Origin of the sequence: Stenotrophomonas sp. NPDC078853 (genome assembly GCF_044901215.1) — a bacterium.
Classification (GTDB): Bacteria; Pseudomonadota; Gammaproteobacteria; order Xanthomonadales; family Xanthomonadaceae; genus Stenotrophomonas; species Stenotrophomonas lacuserhaii.
This window is the reverse complement of record NZ_JBJDOQ010000014.1, coordinates 38,731-54,448: the sequence shown is the minus strand read 5'-3', so window position 1 is coordinate 54,448 and position 15,718 is coordinate 38,731. Positions and strand designations below refer to the sequence as shown.

Here is a 15,718-nt window from a genome sequence, read left to right as displayed (position 1 = left end):
CGCCGTGTTGACCCCTCCACGATTCGTTTCCCTGCGATGAAGATTTCACACTTCAAGTGCGCATTGCGTCACATTTCCGAACACTGTTGATCCGGATCAATGGTTTTGACGCAAACGGCCTGCACAATGGCGCCCGTCAGGCAGGGCGCGTTCATCTTCTACGCCGACCACCTGGCGAACCGCAGCACGACCTCACGTTTTGCCGCCTGCTCTGGGGAGATGCAGGGGCAGTATTGGATGGTCCGTCAGGCCGGTTGCGCCCGTCGGGGGATGGGGGCGCAACCGGCTTGTTCGTTGCCGGCCTTCACGCTGGTTTTACAAAGCAGCAGCGGATTAACCAATCCTTTGCTATTCATGGTGTTAGGGGTTTTATTTCATCCATGACCTGCTAACCTGCGGCGATGATCCGACGTACTCTGGCCTGCATGCTCACCCTCGGCCTGGTCGCCTGCGCGACCCAGCCGTCGAGTCCTCCACCGCCTTCGCAGGCAACCGTGGCGCCGCACAAGCCGGCATCCGGACAGAACAAGGGACCGGCTGAAGCCGCGCCCGAATCGGCTGCGTCCAGCGCACCGCCGGTGGACCTCACTCCGGTCCCCTTTGAAACAGCCCGCGCAAACTTCATTCGCGACACCGCCGCCGCGCACGGGCTCGCTCCCGCCTACATCGCCAGCGTGCTCGACCAGGCGCAGGTACGCCAGCCGATCATCGCCGCCATGTCGCGCCCAGCGGAGCGGGTGAAGCCGTGGAACGAGTACCGCCCGATCTTCATCAGCCAGGCGCGCATCGACGGCGGCAGGAAGTTCCTCGCCCAACACCGCGACGAGCTGATGCGTGTGCAGCAGCGCACCGGCGTGCCGGCCGAAGTCATCGTGGCCATCATCGGCGTGGAGACCAGCTACGGCGGCAACACCGGCAACCACCGCGTGCTGGATGCGCTGTATACCCTGGCTTTCTATTACCCGCGCAGCGGCGACCCGGCCAAGCTGGAACGCGAAGTCCGCCGCGAACTGTTCTTCCGCGACGAACTGGCCAAGGCCTTCGTGCTGGCGCGCGACGAAAAGCTGGACATCACCACGCTCAAGGGCAGCTATGCCGGGGCGATGGGCATGGGCCAGTTCATGCCGTCCAGTTACCTGGATTTCGCCGTGGACGGCAACGGTGACGGTCGCCGCGACCTCTTCAACAGCTACGACGACGTGTTCTCGTCCATCGCCAATTACTTCGTCAAGAAGGGCGGCTGGGTGCGCGGCGGACAGGTTGCCGTGCCCGCCACGCTGGCGGCCGGGCGCGAAGAATTCAATCCGACCGAATGGACCCCGAGCTGGTCGCTGCAGGATCTGGCTGCACGCGGCTACACGCCCAACGCGGCCGTGCAGCCCGGCGCCACCGCCACCCCGATCACCCTGGAAGGCAGCACCGGCAAGCAGTACTGGCTGGGCTTCCAGAACTATTACGCGATCACCCGATACAACATCTCCAAGATGTACGCGATGGCCGTGTTCCAGCTGTCGCAGGCCATCGCAGGACAGGAGCTGCCACCGGCATGAACATCAGATGGTGGGTCCCCGGAGCGTTGATCCTTGCGCTGGCCGCATGCAGCAGCGCGCCCAAGAAACCCGGTGGAACCGCCAGCACGGGCGGCAAGCCGGCCACCACGGTGGTGCAGGGCAAGGGCGGCGGCCGTCCCGCGCACTGCCCGGAAGGGTCGCCGTACGCGGCCGCGTCGGAAGACCTCGCCACCCGCGGCAACTACACCGCTGGCGGCCTGTACAAGCCGGGGGTGAAGGACACCACGCCGAGCTACATCCCCAACGTGGCCTGCATCCCGGAGCCGGAAGTGCAGGAGCTGGCGCGCTCGGCCATCGGCAACCGGTCCCCCTATGAGGTGCTGGGCAAGAAGTACAAGGTGATGGACAGCACCCGGGGTTATGCCGAAAAGGGCACGGCCTCCTACTACGGTGCCAAGTTCCACGGGCGCCTGACCTCCAACCGCGAGGTCTATGACATGTACCAGTTCACCGCCGCGCACAAGACCCTGCCACTGCCGAGCTTCGCCCGGGTGACCAACCTGGACAACGGCGAATCGGTGATCGTGCGGGTCAACGACCGGGGGCCGTTCCACGACGGCCGCGTGATTGATCTCAGCTACGCGGCTGCGGTGCGCCTGGGCATCACCCAGCGCGGCACCGGCAACGTGGAAGTGCGCGCGCTGCAGCCGGGCGAGGGCAACCTGCTGGCCGACGCCAAACCGACCCGTGCCGAGCGCCGCGCCACTACCATGGTGGCGGCCACGGCGGCGGCGCCATCGGCCATCGATGCCCTGGTGAACCGCCTGCCGGCCGAAGCACCGGCTGCGGCCACCCGGGAACCGGCACCGCGAGCGGTGGCCGCCGCCGCAAAGCCCCCCACTGGCGCGGAGGCCTACCGCTACCGCGTTGCCGACAGCGCCAAGCCCGGTTCGGCCGACAACTTCGACCGCTGGATGCGCGACAACAACGTGCGCGTTGCCACCGGCAAACCCGCCGCCCCGGTAGTGACGGCCGCTGGCCGTCAACCCGATAAACCCTCCTCAGCCGCCCGCCCCACTGCCATGGCAACCGCAGCCGTCGCGGCGCAGCCGCCCACGCTGTCCGAAAAAGTCCTCGGCAACGTGCTCCTGCAGGTGGCCAGCTTCGCCAGCCGCGACAACGCCACCCGTGCGCAGGGCCAGTTGACCGCTGCCGGCATCGTCGGTGCGACCATCAGCGACATCGCCGCTGGCGGCCGCACGTTGTGGCGCCTGCGGGTGCCGGCCAACGACCACGCCAATGCGACGGAACTTGCCGGCCGCATTGCCGGTCTGGGTTTCGGCGCCCCGCAGATCGTCAAGGAATGACACTCCCCGGCGTGGCCTGACGCCCTGCCGCGCCGCGCCTGCCGACCGCCTACAATGGCGGTCGTTTTCCCCTTCCGACCTTGGCCGCTCCAGGAGCCTGCCCGCCCATGAAATTCCGTTTTGCCGCCACTGCGCTGGCCGCCACCCTGCTGGTGGGCCTGGCCCATGCCCAGACCCCGCTGCCGACCCCGGCCGCTCCGGCTGCGACCACTGCACCGACCGCCGTTGCGACGCCGCCGGCCCCGGTCCCCAGCGTGTCCAAAGCCTGGATCCTGATGGACTACGCGTCCGGCCAGGTCCTCGCCGGTGAGAACGTCGACGCCCAGCTCGCCCCGGCCAGCATCACCAAGGTGATGACCAGCTACGTCGTTGCCGCCGAAGTGAAGAACGGCAAGGTCAAGCCCGACGACCAGGTGATGATGAGCGAACGCGCATGGCGCGAAGGCGGCGCCGGTACCGACGGCAGCTACAGCGGCTTCCCGGTCAACCAGACCGCGCGTCTGGAAGACATGGAAAAGGGCATGGCGATCCAGTCCGGCAACGATGCTGCCATCGCGCTGGCCGAACACGTGGCCGGCAGCGAAGAAGCGTTCGCCTCGCTGATGAACAGCTATGCCGCGAAGATCGGCATGACCAACTCGCACTTCGTCAACGCCCACGGCCTGACCGCCGAAGGCCACCACAGCACCGCGCGTGACCTGGCACTGCTGGGCCGCGCGTTCGTGCGCGATTACCCGGAAACCTATGCCTACAACAAGGTGAAGGAATTCACCGTGGGCAACATCAAGCAGCCCAACCGCAACCTGTTGTTGTGGCGCGATGGCAGCGTGGACGGCATCAAGACCGGCCACACCTCCGCCGCAGGCTACTGCCTGATGAGCTCCGCGCAGCGCGGTGACCAGCGCCTGATCGCAGTGGTGCTGGGCGGCGCATCGGAGAAGCAGCGTGCCGATGACAGCCTGGCGCTGTTGAACTGGGGCTTCCGCTTCTTTGAAACCCATCGCCTGTACGAGCCCGGCAAGGTCGTCGCCGAGCACAAGGTGTGGAAGGGCACCGCCGACACCGTGCAGCTGGGCGTAGCGCAGCCGATGCTGGTCAGCCTGCCGCGTGGCCGCTACAACGACCTGAAGCCGAGCATCGATGTGCCCAAGTCGCTGGTGGCGCCGTTCACCGCGGGCCAGCAGATCGGCACGCTGAAGGTGACGCTCGATGGCAAGGTGGTCGCACAGGCACCGCTGGTGGCGATCGCTGCGGTCGAAGAAGCCGGCTTCTTCAAGCGTCTGTGGCACAGCTTCTGGATGTGGTGGGAATCGGAATAACCGACGGCGGTAGCGACGGCCACTGGCCGTCATCCCCCTGTCTACCCCAGAAAGCCCGCGATGCGAATCGCGGGCTTTCTGCTGCCAAAGCAGACGCATGACGGCCAGCGGTCGTCACCCACCGGCAGTCGCGTCTGGTGGAGATACGGCGCCGGCTGCGCAGGATCGCGTGCCTAGGCGGCAGCAGGTTGTGATCCGCCGGTGGCCTTCCCGCCGGCTTACAGCGAACGGCTGATGGTGAAGCTGCCGAAGATCGGCGATTGCCGCTGTCCGTCGAACTCCTTGGTGCTGTGATAGCGCGCCAGAGCGAACTTCCAGCGCCCGCGCATCACCGCCACGCCGTAGCCACCCTGTGCCACCACAGGCTTCTTGTCCACGCTGTGGCTGTTGCGGAAGGTGTTGCCGTCCAGGGTGATATCGCGGATCACCCAGGCCGCATCGGTGGTGGCGAACAGGTGCCACGACCAGCCACTGGGCCGGCCACCACGCGAGGGCGCGGTGTTCTCGCCTGCGGGCCGCAGCGGTGTGCTGCCGAAATCATCCGGCAGTTTCCAGCCGAAGCGCACTTCGCCACCGGCATTGAGGTGGGTGGCCAGGTTGCCGACCGCGCCGCCGTAGTGGCTGATCGCATCCCACCCCCAGCCGCTGGCGTTGTCGGTGGCATCGCGCGGCCAACGGTTCATCCGTTCGTGGGTCAGCATCACCACCGGCTCGTTGTGCAACTGGTTGTCCCAGCCCTGGAATTTGTCATCGCCCAGCAGGTCATGCACACCGTCCTGGACTTCCTTGCCCAGTGCCCAGGGGCCGACCACGCCCAGCGTCAGCTGGGTGGTCTGCAGGTAATTGCCGCGCCGCGCGTTGTAGCCGAAGCTGCCGACCAGAACGCCTGCGTAGGGACGGTCATCTTCAATGACGTCCTTGCGGGTGAAATCGCTCGGCGTGAAGATGCCCTGGGCGATGCTGAAGATCATGTTCTGCTGCTCGAACTCGCCCGGATGCAGCGCTTCCAGGTGGCTGTTGACCCAGCGCGCCAGGCGCGGCAGGCAGGGGTCGTCGGTGAAGTCCACCAGGTTCGGGGATACGAAGGTGATCTGCGCGCCGTTGGTATAGCCCTGGTCCTGGTCGGCACCACCGAACAGGTCGTTGTCCACGCGGAAATTGATCTGCGGGGGATGATCGGCCAGCGCACTCTGGCTGCATTGATCGGCGGCGTGGGCAGGGAGGGCGAGGGCCATCAGGCTGGTCAGCCCGAGGGCTGCCGCGATACGCGTAGGGTGCATGGAGGTCCAGAGGGCTGTTTTGACGTTTTTCTCCTAAATACGGTAGCGCCGATGTGAATTCGGATCGACGGCCGTGGCCGGTCTGGTCCGTTCCGCACGTGGACTTCTACGCCGCGCGTTCGTACCGTCCCGTCGGCGGGTTGGAAAAAGTGATGAGCGTCACGATAATTTGCCTCCCTCGCATCCAATTGGACCGTTGTTCAGCCGCGGTTGCCGTTGGCACAGCGGTGTTTTATCCTCTGCGCCGGCGCCAGAGGGCGCTGTTCAAGGATTCCGGCCTGCCACCACCGGCCTCTCTCAAACCAATGGATTGCGCGCCGCCTGCAACGGGCAGGCGCGCTGGACAACAGACATGACCCAACAGAATTCGTTCGCCACCCTCGTGGTCACCGCCGTGCTGGGCGTTGGCCTGATGGCCGTCAGTGCACCTGCCTCGGCCGGCCTGCGCGACAGCTTCAGCTCCAGCCGTACCTCCGCGCAGGAGCAGAGCAAGCAGGGCCAGGCGCAGATCCCGGTCTGCACCAAGCCGCTGGGCTCGATTTCGGTGATCGAACCGGAAGACGTGGTGAACTGGTGGACCGGGCAGCAGCTGCCGGCGCCTTCCAAGCTGATCAAGGTGTTCGTCAACAAGTCCAAGTGCTTCACCCTGGTCGACCGTGGCGTCGGCATGGCCGCCGCCCAGGCCGAGCGCGCGCTGGCTTCGGAAGGTGAGCTGCGTGGCCGTTCGAACATCGGCAAGGGCCAGATCCGCGCGGCCGATTACGTGCTGGTGCCCGACCTGATCTCGCAGAACAGCAATGCCAGCGGCAACGCGATCGGTGGCCTGCTGGGCGGGCTGATCGGCGGCAAGGCCGGTGCCGTGGTGGGTGGGCTGAACTTCCGCAGCAAGACCGCGGACGTCACCCTGACCCTGACCGACGTGCGTTCCTCCGAGCAGGTCGCGATCGTGGAAGGCAACTCGAAGAAGACCGACCTGGGCTGGGGCGCCGGCGGCGGCCTGTTCGGCGGTGGCGGCATCGGCGCGATGGGCGTGGGCGGCTATGCCAACACCGAACTGGGCCAGGTGATCACCCTGGCCTACCTGCAGGCCTACACCAACATGGTGAACGAGCTGGGCGGCCTGCCGGCCGACGCCTCCGCCGCCAACAGCAGCCAGGCCGTGACCATGCTGAAGGCCGGTCGCCTGCTGGCCAATTCCAAGGGCACCGGCGCGGCCGTGCGTGACCTGGAACCGGGCATGCTGCTGTACCCCACCGGCCAGAAGGACGGCACGATGTGGGAAGTGGAAGACGAGATGGGCAACAAGGGCTGGGTCAATTCCACGTCCATGCAGCTGGCCAAGTAAGGCGGGGAGTGACGGCCACCGGCCGTCATTCACCGAAGCCGGAGCGGTAGCGCCGAGCCATGCTCGGCGAGCGCAGCGGCAAGGGCAAAGGCGTGACGACCAACGGTCGTCACCCACCTGGGCCGGGGCCAAGGCCAAAGGCAGGACGGCCAGCGGCCGTCACTACCGATCGGACCCCCTTGGGTTTGATCTGCGGCGGCCCGATAATGGGCGGATGGAAATCAAGTCCGACAATCCCGAACACGGCTTCCAGTTCCCCGGGCAGTTCGAGCTCAGCGCCATGGGCGCGGCCAACTCCGGGCTGGAAGTGGAACTCCCCAAGCTGCTGATGGCCGCCGGCATTGACGTGCTCAACGAGCAGATCAGCTGGAAGCACTCCTCCAACGGCAAGTACGTCTCGGTGCGCATGGCATTCACCGCCCGCGACCGCGCCCAGTACGACCTCGCCCACGAGGTGCTGCGCGAGCATCCGGAAGTAAAGTGGACGCTGTAGCACCGGCGGTAGTGACGGCCGCTGGCCATCAATCGCCCCAGGGCCGTCAATCCCAGCCCGCCGTAGTCCGCGACCTCGGCCGCCAGCCCTACGAACCGGTCTGGCGCGCAATGCAGCGCTTCACCGACCAGCGCCACGACGATACCGCCGACGAACTATGGGTGGTCGAGCACGACCCGGTGTTCACCCTGGGCCAGGCCGGCAAGCCCGAACACGTGCTCGCCCCCGGGGACATCCCGGTGGTGAAAGTGGACCGCGGCGGCCAGGTGACCTATCACGGCCCCGGCCAGATCGTGGTCTACCCCTTGCTGCGCCTGCCGCGGCTGGGCATCGGCGTGCGTGATTACGTATGCCGGATCGAACAGGCCATCATCGATACCCTTGCCGAGTGGAACATCGGCGCGGAACGCCAGGATGGCGCCCCGGGCGTGTACGTGGGAGGAGCCAAGGTGGCCGCGCTCGGCATCCGGGTCCGCCGCGGCTGCACGTTCCATGGCCTGGCGTTCAACGTCGCGATGGACCTGGAGCCCTTCCGCCGCATCAACCCCTGCGGTTACCAGGGGCTGCAGGTGACCACGATGGTAGACTTGGGCGGGCCCTCCGGCATGGCAGCCGTCAAGCCCGTCCTGCTGGACAACCTGGCGCGCCAGTTCGGCCTGCACCTGCAGCCGTCCTCCACGCAGCCGGACCTGTCTGCCTGACCGAACCCATACCACGCGGCCCCGTTGCCGCCGGGAACACCATGACCGAACAGACTGCCCGCACCATTCCCCTGCAGATGCTGCAGGGCGATTCCGCTCCCGCCGCCGCGCCGTTGCAGGCCGGCGTCAAACAGCTGGGCGGTGACAAGATCAACCGCTCGCCGGTGCAGTTCGCCGACGCGCCGGTGCTGCGCAAGCCGTCCTGGATCCGCGTGCGCATTCCCTCCGGCAATGCGGTGCAGAACCTGAAGGCCAAGCTGCGCGAGAACCGTCTGGTGACGGTCTGCGAAGAGGCCAGCTGCCCCAACATCCACGAGTGCTTCAGCCACGGCACCGCGACCTTCATGATCCTCGGCGAGGTCTGCACCCGGCGCTGCTCGTTCTGCGACGTGGCCCACGGCCGGCCCAAGCCGCCGGATGCCAACGAGCCGGCCACCCTTGGCCAGACCGTGGCCGACATGGGCCTGAAGTACGTGGTGGTGACCAGCGTGGACCGCGATGACCTGCGCGACGGCGGTGCGCAGCACTTCGTCGACTGCATCACCGCCATCCGTGAGAAGTCGCCGGGCACCCGCATCGAAGTGCTGACCCCGGACTTCCGCGGCAAGGGCCGCATGGAACGCGCGCTGGAAATCCTCGCGCAGAACCCGCCGGATGTGTTCAACCACAACATCGAAACCGTGCCGGACCTGTACCGCAACGTGCGTCCGGGCGCGGATTACCAGTGGTCGCTGACCCTGCTGAAGAACTTCAAGGCGCAGCACCCGGGCGTGCCGACCAAGAGCGGCATCATGCTGGGGCTGGGCGAAGAGTTCGAGCAGATCAAGGCCACCATGCGCGACCTGCGCGCCCACGACGTGGACATGATCACCATCGGCCAGTACCTGCAGCCGACCGCGCACCACCACCCCGTGCTCAAGTACTGGACGCCGGAAGATTACAAGGCGCTGGAAGACTACGGCTACGAGCTCGGCTTCAGCCACGTGGCGTCCGGCCCGATGGTGCGCTCGTCGTACCACGCCGACGTGCAGGCCAAGGGCGCCGGCGTCGCCTGAGCGGTTGCCGTTGCGCTCGCCGAGCATGGCTCGGCGCTACCGGGTGGGTGACGACCGTTGGTCGTCACGCTTTCGCTTTCGCCGCTGCGTTCGCCGAGCATGGCGATGCCGGCCTCCTGACCGGCACCCTCCGGGCCATCGCAAGCGACGTTGGCAGCGGCTCCTGCCGCTGCCTTCAACGCTACCAGGGGCCAGATCCTCGTTCACATGCTGCTACAGGCCCCCGTCTACGCTGGAAACACGCGTTCCATGAACGCGGGTGACAAAGCGCGCAACTTTCGGCACTGTCGTGGTGTCTGTAATGCACGCAGTCTTCCTTTCGGCAAGGTGCCCTGAGCAATTCCATGAAATTCAAAGCCCCCGCATTCCTGATTGCCCTGGCACTCACCGCACCGCTGGCGCTGTCGGCGCAGGCAGACGGGCCGGCGCTGCCGGCCGCCGCCACCGCAGACCAGGTGACCACCTCCAAGCTGGTCTACGGGCTGCTGTCCGACAGCCGCTATGCCTACCGGCCGCGCGCGCTGGATGAGGCTACCTCCAAGGACGTCTTCAAGCGCTACCTGGAGACCCTCGATGGCGGCAAGCAGTTCTTCACGCAGGCCGACGTGGCGAAGTTCGCCCCGTTCGAGGCCGGCATCGCCACGGCCATCCGCGGCGGCGAACTGGAGCCGGCCTTCCAGGTGTTTTCCGTCTACAAGCAGCGCGTCGGCCAGCGGGTGGGCTATGCACGCAATCTGCTGAAGCGCGAGCCGGATTTCAGCACCGACGAGAAGTTCGAGTACGACCGCAAGGATGTGCCGTGGGCGGCCAGCGATGCCGAACTGGATGAACTGTGGCGCAAGTCGGTGAAGAACGATTGGCTGCGCCTGAAGCTCGCCGGCAAGAAGCCGGACGAGATCCGCACCACGCTGGACAAGCGCTACGCCACGCTGGAAAAGTCGGTCAACGAGCTGAAGGGCGAAGACGTGTTCCAGTTCTTCCTCAACGCCTATACCAGTGCCGTTGACCCGCACACCGATTATTTCACCCCGCGCACCGCCGAAAACTTCAACCAGGCGATGTCGCTGTCGCTGGAAGGCATCGGCGCCCAGCTGCAGCGCCAGGACGACATGGTGGTGATCCGCGAGATCATCGCCGGTGGCCCGGCGGCGGTGAACGGCAAACTCAAGCCCGGTGACCGCATCGTCGGCGTCGGACAGGGCACCTCCGGTCCGATCGAAGATGTGATCGGCTGGCGCATCGATGACGTGGTCGCCAAGATCCGCGGCAGCAAGGACACCCAGGTCCGGCTGGAGTTCATCCCGGCCGAAGAGGGCGTGGACGGCAAGCATCACACCCTGGTACTGACACGCCAGAAAGTGCGCCTGGCCGAACAGGCGGCCAAGGGCGAGACCTTGACCATCCCGGCCAAGGACGGAGCGCCGGAGCGCAAGGTCGGCGTGATCAAGTTGCCGACGTTCTACCAGGATTTCGAAGGCCGTCGCCGCAACGCGACCGACTATGCATCGGCGACCCGCGACGTGGCCAAGCTGCTGGCCGGTTTCAAGACCGACAAGCTGGACGGCGTGGTGCTGGACCTGCGCAACAACGGCGGCGGTTCGCTGGATGAAGCCATCGAGCTGACCGGGCTGTTCATCGAGCAGGGCCCGGTGGTGCAGGTGCGCGAATCCGGTGGCCGCGTCACCGTCAACAGCGATCGCAGCGAAGCGGTGGCGTGGGATGGTCCGCTGGCAGTGCTGATCAACCGCGGTTCGGCCTCGGCCTCGGAGATTTTCGCCGGTGCCATCCAGGACTACGGTCGTGGCCTGGTGATCGGTGAGACCACCTTCGGCAAGGGCACCGTGCAGAACATCGTCGACCTGGACCGCTGGCCGAGCGGCGAAGCCCAGCGTTTCGGCCAGGTCAAGCTGACCATCGCGCAGTTCTTCCGCGTCAGTGGCAGCAGCACCCAGCACAAGGGCGTGGTGCCCGACCTGGCCTTCCCGGCCAGCGTGGACGCCAGTGAGTTCGGCGAAAGCACCTACGACAACGCGTTGCCGTGGACCCGTATCGCCGCCGTGCCACATACCCAGTACGGTAACTTCGGCCCGTTGCTGCCCAAGCTGGAAAGCCGCCACGACACGCGCATTGCCGCTGACAAGGAGTTCCAGTGGTGGAACGAGGACGTGCAGCAGTTCCGCGAAGAGAAGGCCAAGAAGTACATCTCGCTCAACGAGGCCGAGCGCCGCACCGAACGTGAGCGCCAGGACAAGCAGCGCGCCGACCGCCAGGCCGTGCGCAAGCAGTTGGGCCTGGACCTGGATCCGCTCGCCGATGATAGCAACGACGATGGCCTGACCGGCAACGAGCGCGACATCGTCAAGGATGCCGCCCGCGAGAAGGCCGCCGAAAAGCGTCCGGACCCGCTGCTGCGCGAATCGGCGGCGATCCTGGCCGACGCGGTGAACCTGCTGGAAGAGGACCGCCCGCTGTCCGCCCAGGTGCTGCCGCAGTCCACCGGCGCAGGCCGCTGGGCCGACTGAAGCAGCCGCTGAACCATCGCCAACCCATGGCGCGCCGCCAGCCGGCGCGCCATGGGCGTAAACCTGCCGCTTACGCACCGCGCGTTATGCTGCGACGAGTCAATCGTTGCAGGAACGTCCATGCGGACTGCCGTCTTCCTTACTCCCGTAGTGCTGATGGCCGGCCTGTCCGGTTGTGGTGGCCGTGCGGCCGACAGTACCTTGCTGCGGGAATCGTTTGATTCCGGCGACATGTACTCGCGCACCGTGGACGGTTCGCCGGCCGAGGCTTGCGAGGCCGCCCGGCGCACCCTGCTCAGCCAGGGCTATGCGATCGCCCGTGCCGACGGGACCGGCGTGGAAGGCAGCAAGAATTTCCAGCCGCGCGATGACGACCACGAACAGCTGGTGCTGCGTATTTCCTGTGCGCCACGCGGCCAGCAGGCGCTGGTGTTCATCAGCGCGGTGCAGGACCGTTACGCGTTGAAGAAGAGCCCGACCTCCGCCAGTGTCGGCGTGGGTGCGCTGGGCTCGGTGTCGCTGCCGTTCGGCAGCAATGACGATTCGCTGGTGAAGGTCGCCAGCAGCACGGTGCAGGACGGCGAGTTCTATGGCCGCTTCTTCCAGCGGTTGCAGCAGTACCTGCCGGTGGCGGCGGCCCCGGCCCCGGCCCCGGCCCCGGCCGCGGCCGCGGCACCCGCAGCGGATCCGCCGCCGACGGACAGCACGGACGACGGGCTGCGCTGAACATGCGTGCAGGCGTCGCGCTGCTGGGGGCGCTGCTGGTCCTTCCGGGGACGGCGCTGTCGGCCGCGCCGGAGTGCACGCAGGGGCTGCTGGAACGCCTGGGATGGCGATTTGAGTCGGCGGCGGTGACCACACCCGACGTGCACGGCGGCCCTGTCTGCACCCGCGAGGATCTACGCCAGGCGCACGCGCAGGGCGATCTGCGCGCCACGCTTCCGCGCCAATGGCAGCCTGCCGAGCGCGCGGAATTCATGCAGCAGCTGCTGGACGATCCGGCCAGTGTCTGCGCCTATGCGATGCGGGTGGGCGAAGCAGCGCGGCGGGCGGCCCACGCGCTGGAGACCAATCCGGGCTATCGGTTTTCAGGCCTGCAGCTGGGATGGATCGGCTTCGGCGCGCGCGGGGCGCACGCACAGGGCTGGCAGCGTACGCGCAGCCTGGGGCGGGGTTACCGGCCGGCGGCCAGCAACAGCCAGGCACTGGCGGCGTTCTACAGCGGCAAGGTGCGCAGCGAATGCGGCGTCGGCCGCCAGGTCGCCCAACTGGCCACCCAGCGCGAGCTGCACGGGGACGCCTCGTTCGACACGGCGTTCGACAACGATGAGCTCGGCATCGGCACGTTCGTCGGCCTGCACGACACCAACAGCATCCTGCTCGGCGCGCACGCTGGCGACCTGTTCGCCGACGGCAAGGCGGTACGCACCTCGGCGATGGGCCGCCAGGCCTTCATGGGTGCGCCGGGTTACCTCACCCACGCGCTCGGCCGGGAAACGCTGGACGACCTGAACAACCAGGCCGAAAATTTCATCGTGGTGGACGTGGGCGCCGAGGCGGCCGAGGCGCTGCGGCGGCACGGCGGGTTCGGCTGGTACGACCAGCGCAACCGGGAACTCTGGGAACTGTCCCGGCAGCTGCCACGCCGTGGCGTACGCTTCTTCGAACGCTTGTTGGCCGAGCGCGATCCTGCCCTGCGCGCATCGCTCACCGATGATGAAGCGGTGCTGTTGGAGCGCATGGACGCCGTGCTGGACGATCCGTTCTACCGGCAGTTCCTGATCTACGTACATCCGCGCGGTATAAAGCCCATCGGCCTGCATGTCGCACGCCTGCTGGACCGCAACCCGCGCACGCCGTTCACGGTGGAGCTCACGGTGCACAATCTGCCTACCACGCTGTACCGGCGCTGGCAGCAGGCGCAGCTGCGCCACTGCGCGGCAACCGGACTGCCGGGCAGCCTGACTTCTGATTCCGGACCCGACGGCGACGCCGGTCGCCGTCCCTCAACGCAAAGGTGAAACAGATGGATATCGCAATGATCGGCCTCGGCCGGATGGGCGCCAACATGGCCCAGCGGCTGCAGCGTGGCGGCCACCGCGTCGTGGGCCATGACCCGATGGAAGCGGCACGCGCGCGGGCGGCGGAATCGGGGATGGAAGTGTTCGCCACGCTGGCCGAGGCCGTCGCCGCGCTGCCGGTGCCGCGCGTGGTGTGGCTGATGGTGCCGGCCGGCGATACCGTCGACCAGACACTGGCGCAGCTGGTACCGCATCTCGCTGAAGGCGATGTGGTGATCGATGGCGGCAACTCGAACTATCAGGATTCCATCCGCCGCGCGCGGTCGCTCGCCGACGATGACATCTTCTATCTGGACTGCGGCACCAGCGGCGGCGTGTGGGGGTTGCAGGAGGGCTACAGCCTGATGATCGGTGGCGAGGCGGCCGCCGTGGAACAGCTGGCCCCGCTGTTCCAGGCGTTGGCTCCGGCTGCCGACCGCGGCTGGGCACGGGTGGGCCCGAGCGGGGCAGGGCACTACACCAAGATGATCCACAACGGCATCGAGTACGGAATGATGCAGGCCTATGCCGAAGGCTTCGCGTTGATGGAGCGGAAAGAAGAAATGGAACTCGACCTGGGCCAGGTCGCTGAGGTATGGCGCCACGGCAGCGTGGTGCGTTCGTGGTTGCTGGACCTGAGCGCGCAGGCGCTGCAGCGCAATCCGGCGCTGGACGGCATCGCGCCCTACGTGGAGGATTCCGGCGAGGGCCGCTGGACCGTGGCCGAAGCCATCGCGCTGGACGTGCCTGCGCCGGTGATCACGCTGGCACTGCTGGAGCGGCTGCGTTCGCGCGAGTCGAACAGTTTCAGCGATCGCCTGCTGGCGGCGATGCGCAATGAATTCGGCGGGCACGCAATCAAGAAGACCTGATGGCTGTGGTAGCGCCGAGCCATGCTCGGCGGACGCGGGGCGAACCGAAAAAAGCCGCCGAGCATGGCTCGGCGCTACACCAGAGGCGTCACAGCGCGATGGTGCGGCCCTCGCGCGCGCTGCGGCGGCCGGCATCCAGCAGCTGCATCAGCTGCAGCGCCTGCCCCGGGGTGACCTCGGCCGGCCCTTCGCCACGGATCGCCGCAGCGAAGGCGCTGTACAGCCGCCGATAGTCACCGGGCACGTTGTCCACGGTGGTGTGCTGCAACGTACCCGCCTCGTCGAAGGCCGAGTGGACGCCATGCAGCGGATCCAGTCCCCAGCCCGGCGCGCCGGGTGCCTTGCCTGCCGCCAGCTGTGCCTCCTGCACATCCAGTCCGTGCTTGATCCAGCTGCCTTTGCTGCCGTGCACGGTGAAGCGCGGCGCTGCTGCGCTGACCAGCGAACCTGCATGCACGATGGCGCGCATGCGGGGGTAGTGCAGCACCGCATGCAGGTAGTCGGTGCTGCCTTCGCTACGCTGGCGATCCAGGTCTGCGGTGATCGCCTGCGGCCAACCGAACAGCTGCAGCATCTGGTCAAGCAGGTGGGGTCCCAGGTCGTACCACAGGCCGCCACCGGGTTGCTCACGCTCGCGCCAGCGGTCGCGGACCTGCGGGCGGAAACGGTCGAAATGGGAATGGCATTCGGCAATATCGCCCAGCACGTCGGTAGCCAGCAGGTGGCGCAGAGTGAGGAAGTCCGCATCGAAACGCCGGTTCTGGAAAACAGTCACCACCCGTGCGTTGTCTTCTGCGGCGCGCAGCACGGTTTCAGCCTGCGCGGTGTCCAGCGCGAAGGGCTTGTCCACCAGCACGTGCTTGCCAGCGCGCAGTGCGGCGATGGCCAATGGCGCGTGCTGTTCGTTGGGCGTTGCAATGATCACCGCGTCCACCGCGGGGTCTTCCAACACCTCAGCGGGTGCGGCGCGCACGTGCACGTCGGTGAAGTGGCGGCGCAGTTCATCACGACGCGAGCTGACCACGCTGTGCAGGAAAAGGCCCGGCGTGTGCTGGATCAACGGCGCGTGGAAAACCCGCCCGGCGAGGCCGTAGCCGATCAGTGCAAGCTGCAGGTCGACAGGCATGGCGCGCTCCGCGTTGGGTGGGGATGACCAGCCTAGCGGCTCGTCCACGCGGTGCAAAACATGAATG

The 15,718-nt window shown here is 67.0% G+C and carries 13 protein-coding genes; 11 read left to right on the top strand and 2 right to left on the bottom strand.

The window, feature by feature from the left end; genetic code table 11:
* Positions 1-401: 401 nt before the first annotated feature.
* From mltB to ACI2JH_RS14405, 3 genes are all read left to right on the top strand, one after another.
* Entirely contained in the window at positions 402-1,550 is a 1,149-nt protein-coding gene (gene mltB / locus ACI2JH_RS14415) for a lytic murein transglycosylase B (protein ID WP_404736548.1), read from the top strand.
* Positions 1,547-2,878 carry a septal ring lytic transglycosylase RlpA family protein gene (locus ACI2JH_RS14410; protein ID WP_404736547.1) on the top strand — a complete coding sequence of 444 codons (1,332 nt, stop codon included), beginning with the start codon at positions 1,547-1,549 and terminating at the stop codon, positions 2,876-2,878. The genes mltB and ACI2JH_RS14410 overlap by 4 nt, the downstream gene beginning before the upstream one ends.
* A gap of 107 nt (positions 2,879-2,985) precedes the next feature.
* Positions 2,986-4,197 (top strand): D-alanyl-D-alanine carboxypeptidase family protein, encoded by a 1,212-nt coding sequence (locus ACI2JH_RS14405; protein WP_182657326.1) that lies wholly within the window; start codon positions 2,986-2,988, stop codon positions 4,195-4,197.
* 218 nt (positions 4,198-4,415) lie between these two features.
* Here ACI2JH_RS14405 and ACI2JH_RS14400 read toward each other — a convergent pair whose 3' ends face one another.
* Positions 4,416-5,477 carry a lipid A deacylase LpxR family protein gene (locus tag ACI2JH_RS14400; protein WP_101098917.1) on the bottom strand — a complete coding sequence of 354 codons (1,062 nt, stop codon included), beginning with the start codon at positions 5,475-5,477 and terminating at the stop codon, positions 4,416-4,418.
* 352 nt (positions 5,478-5,829) lie between these two features.
* On the opposite strand from ACI2JH_RS14400, the gene ACI2JH_RS14395 reads away from it, so the two are divergent.
* From ACI2JH_RS14395 to gnd, 8 genes are all read left to right on the top strand, one after another.
* Complete coding sequence (locus ACI2JH_RS14395; protein WP_042615460.1) at positions 5,830-6,822, top strand: CsgG/HfaB family protein; 993 nt, start codon at positions 5,830-5,832, stop codon at positions 6,820-6,822.
* Positions 6,823-7,036: 214 nt separating this feature from the next.
* Positions 7,037-7,315 (top strand): DUF493 family protein, encoded by a 279-nt coding sequence (locus ACI2JH_RS14390; RefSeq protein ID WP_101098918.1) that lies wholly within the window; start codon positions 7,037-7,039, stop codon positions 7,313-7,315.
* An 11-nt stretch (positions 7,316-7,326) separates the two neighbouring features.
* Complete coding sequence (lipB, locus tag ACI2JH_RS14385) at positions 7,327-8,016, top strand: lipoyl(octanoyl) transferase LipB (protein ID WP_319277337.1); 690 nt, start codon at positions 7,327-7,329, stop codon at positions 8,014-8,016.
* Between the two features lie 41 nt (positions 8,017-8,057).
* Positions 8,058-9,071: a lipoyl synthase gene (gene lipA / locus ACI2JH_RS14380; RefSeq protein ID WP_182657325.1), complete on the top strand. Its 1,014-nt coding sequence runs from the start codon at positions 8,058-8,060 to the stop codon at positions 9,069-9,071.
* Positions 9,072-9,415: 344 nt separating this feature from the next.
* A complete protein-coding gene (locus ACI2JH_RS14375; RefSeq protein ID WP_404736546.1) occupies positions 9,416-11,593 on the top strand; it encodes a carboxy terminal-processing peptidase in 2,178 nt (725 codons plus the stop codon).
* A gap of 120 nt (positions 11,594-11,713) precedes the next feature.
* Positions 11,714-12,319, top strand: coding sequence for a DUF2242 domain-containing protein (locus tag ACI2JH_RS14370; RefSeq protein WP_404736545.1), 606 nt, complete (start codon positions 11,714-11,716; stop codon positions 12,317-12,319).
* 2 nt (positions 12,320-12,321) lie between these two features.
* The gene (locus tag ACI2JH_RS14365; RefSeq protein WP_404736544.1) at positions 12,322-13,614 is read left to right on the top strand and encodes a hypothetical protein; all 1,293 of its coding nucleotides are present in this window, start codon (positions 12,322-12,324) and stop codon (positions 13,612-13,614) included.
* 5 nt (positions 13,615-13,619) lie between these two features.
* The gene (gene gnd / locus ACI2JH_RS14360) at positions 13,620-14,525 is read left to right on the top strand and encodes a phosphogluconate dehydrogenase (NAD(+)-dependent, decarboxylating) (protein WP_404736543.1); all 906 of its coding nucleotides are present in this window, start codon (positions 13,620-13,622) and stop codon (positions 14,523-14,525) included.
* Positions 14,526-14,613: 88 nt separating this feature from the next.
* On the opposite strand, the gene ACI2JH_RS14355 is transcribed toward gnd, so the two are convergent.
* Positions 14,614-15,651 carry an oxidoreductase gene (locus tag ACI2JH_RS14355; RefSeq protein WP_404736542.1) on the bottom strand — a complete coding sequence of 346 codons (1,038 nt, stop codon included), beginning with the start codon at positions 15,649-15,651 and terminating at the stop codon, positions 14,614-14,616.
* Between the last annotated feature and the right edge of the window lie 67 nt (positions 15,652-15,718).

What these genes read in the sequence shown, in the direction of transcription:
- mltB (WP_404736548.1), top strand. Translation starts at nt 402, where the DNA reads ATGATCCGACGTACTCTGGCCTGCATGCTCACCCTCGGCCTGGTCGCC.
- ACI2JH_RS14410 (WP_404736547.1), top strand. Translation starts at nt 1,547, where the DNA reads ATGAACATCAGATGGTGGGTCCCCGGAGCGTTGATCCTTGCGCTGGCC.
- ACI2JH_RS14405 (WP_182657326.1), top strand. Translation starts at nt 2,986, where the DNA reads ATGAAATTCCGTTTTGCCGCCACTGCGCTGGCCGCCACCCTGCTGGTG.
- ACI2JH_RS14400 (WP_101098917.1), bottom strand. Translation starts at nt 5,477, where the DNA reads ATGCACCCTACGCGTATCGCGGCAGCCCTCGGGCTGACCAGCCTGATG.
- ACI2JH_RS14395 (WP_042615460.1), top strand. Translation starts at nt 5,830, where the DNA reads ATGACCCAACAGAATTCGTTCGCCACCCTCGTGGTCACCGCCGTGCTG.
- ACI2JH_RS14390 (WP_101098918.1), top strand. Translation starts at nt 7,037, where the DNA reads ATGGAAATCAAGTCCGACAATCCCGAACACGGCTTCCAGTTCCCCGGG.
- lipA (WP_182657325.1), top strand. Translation starts at nt 8,058, where the DNA reads ATGACCGAACAGACTGCCCGCACCATTCCCCTGCAGATGCTGCAGGGC.
- ACI2JH_RS14375 (WP_404736546.1), top strand. Translation starts at nt 9,416, where the DNA reads ATGAAATTCAAAGCCCCCGCATTCCTGATTGCCCTGGCACTCACCGCA.
- ACI2JH_RS14370 (WP_404736545.1), top strand. Translation starts at nt 11,714, where the DNA reads ATGCGGACTGCCGTCTTCCTTACTCCCGTAGTGCTGATGGCCGGCCTG.
- ACI2JH_RS14365 (WP_404736544.1), top strand. Translation starts at nt 12,322, where the DNA reads ATGCGTGCAGGCGTCGCGCTGCTGGGGGCGCTGCTGGTCCTTCCGGGG.
- gnd (WP_404736543.1), top strand. Translation starts at nt 13,620, where the DNA reads ATGGATATCGCAATGATCGGCCTCGGCCGGATGGGCGCCAACATGGCC.
- ACI2JH_RS14355 (WP_404736542.1), bottom strand. Translation starts at nt 15,651, where the DNA reads ATGCCTGTCGACCTGCAGCTTGCACTGATCGGCTACGGCCTCGCCGGG.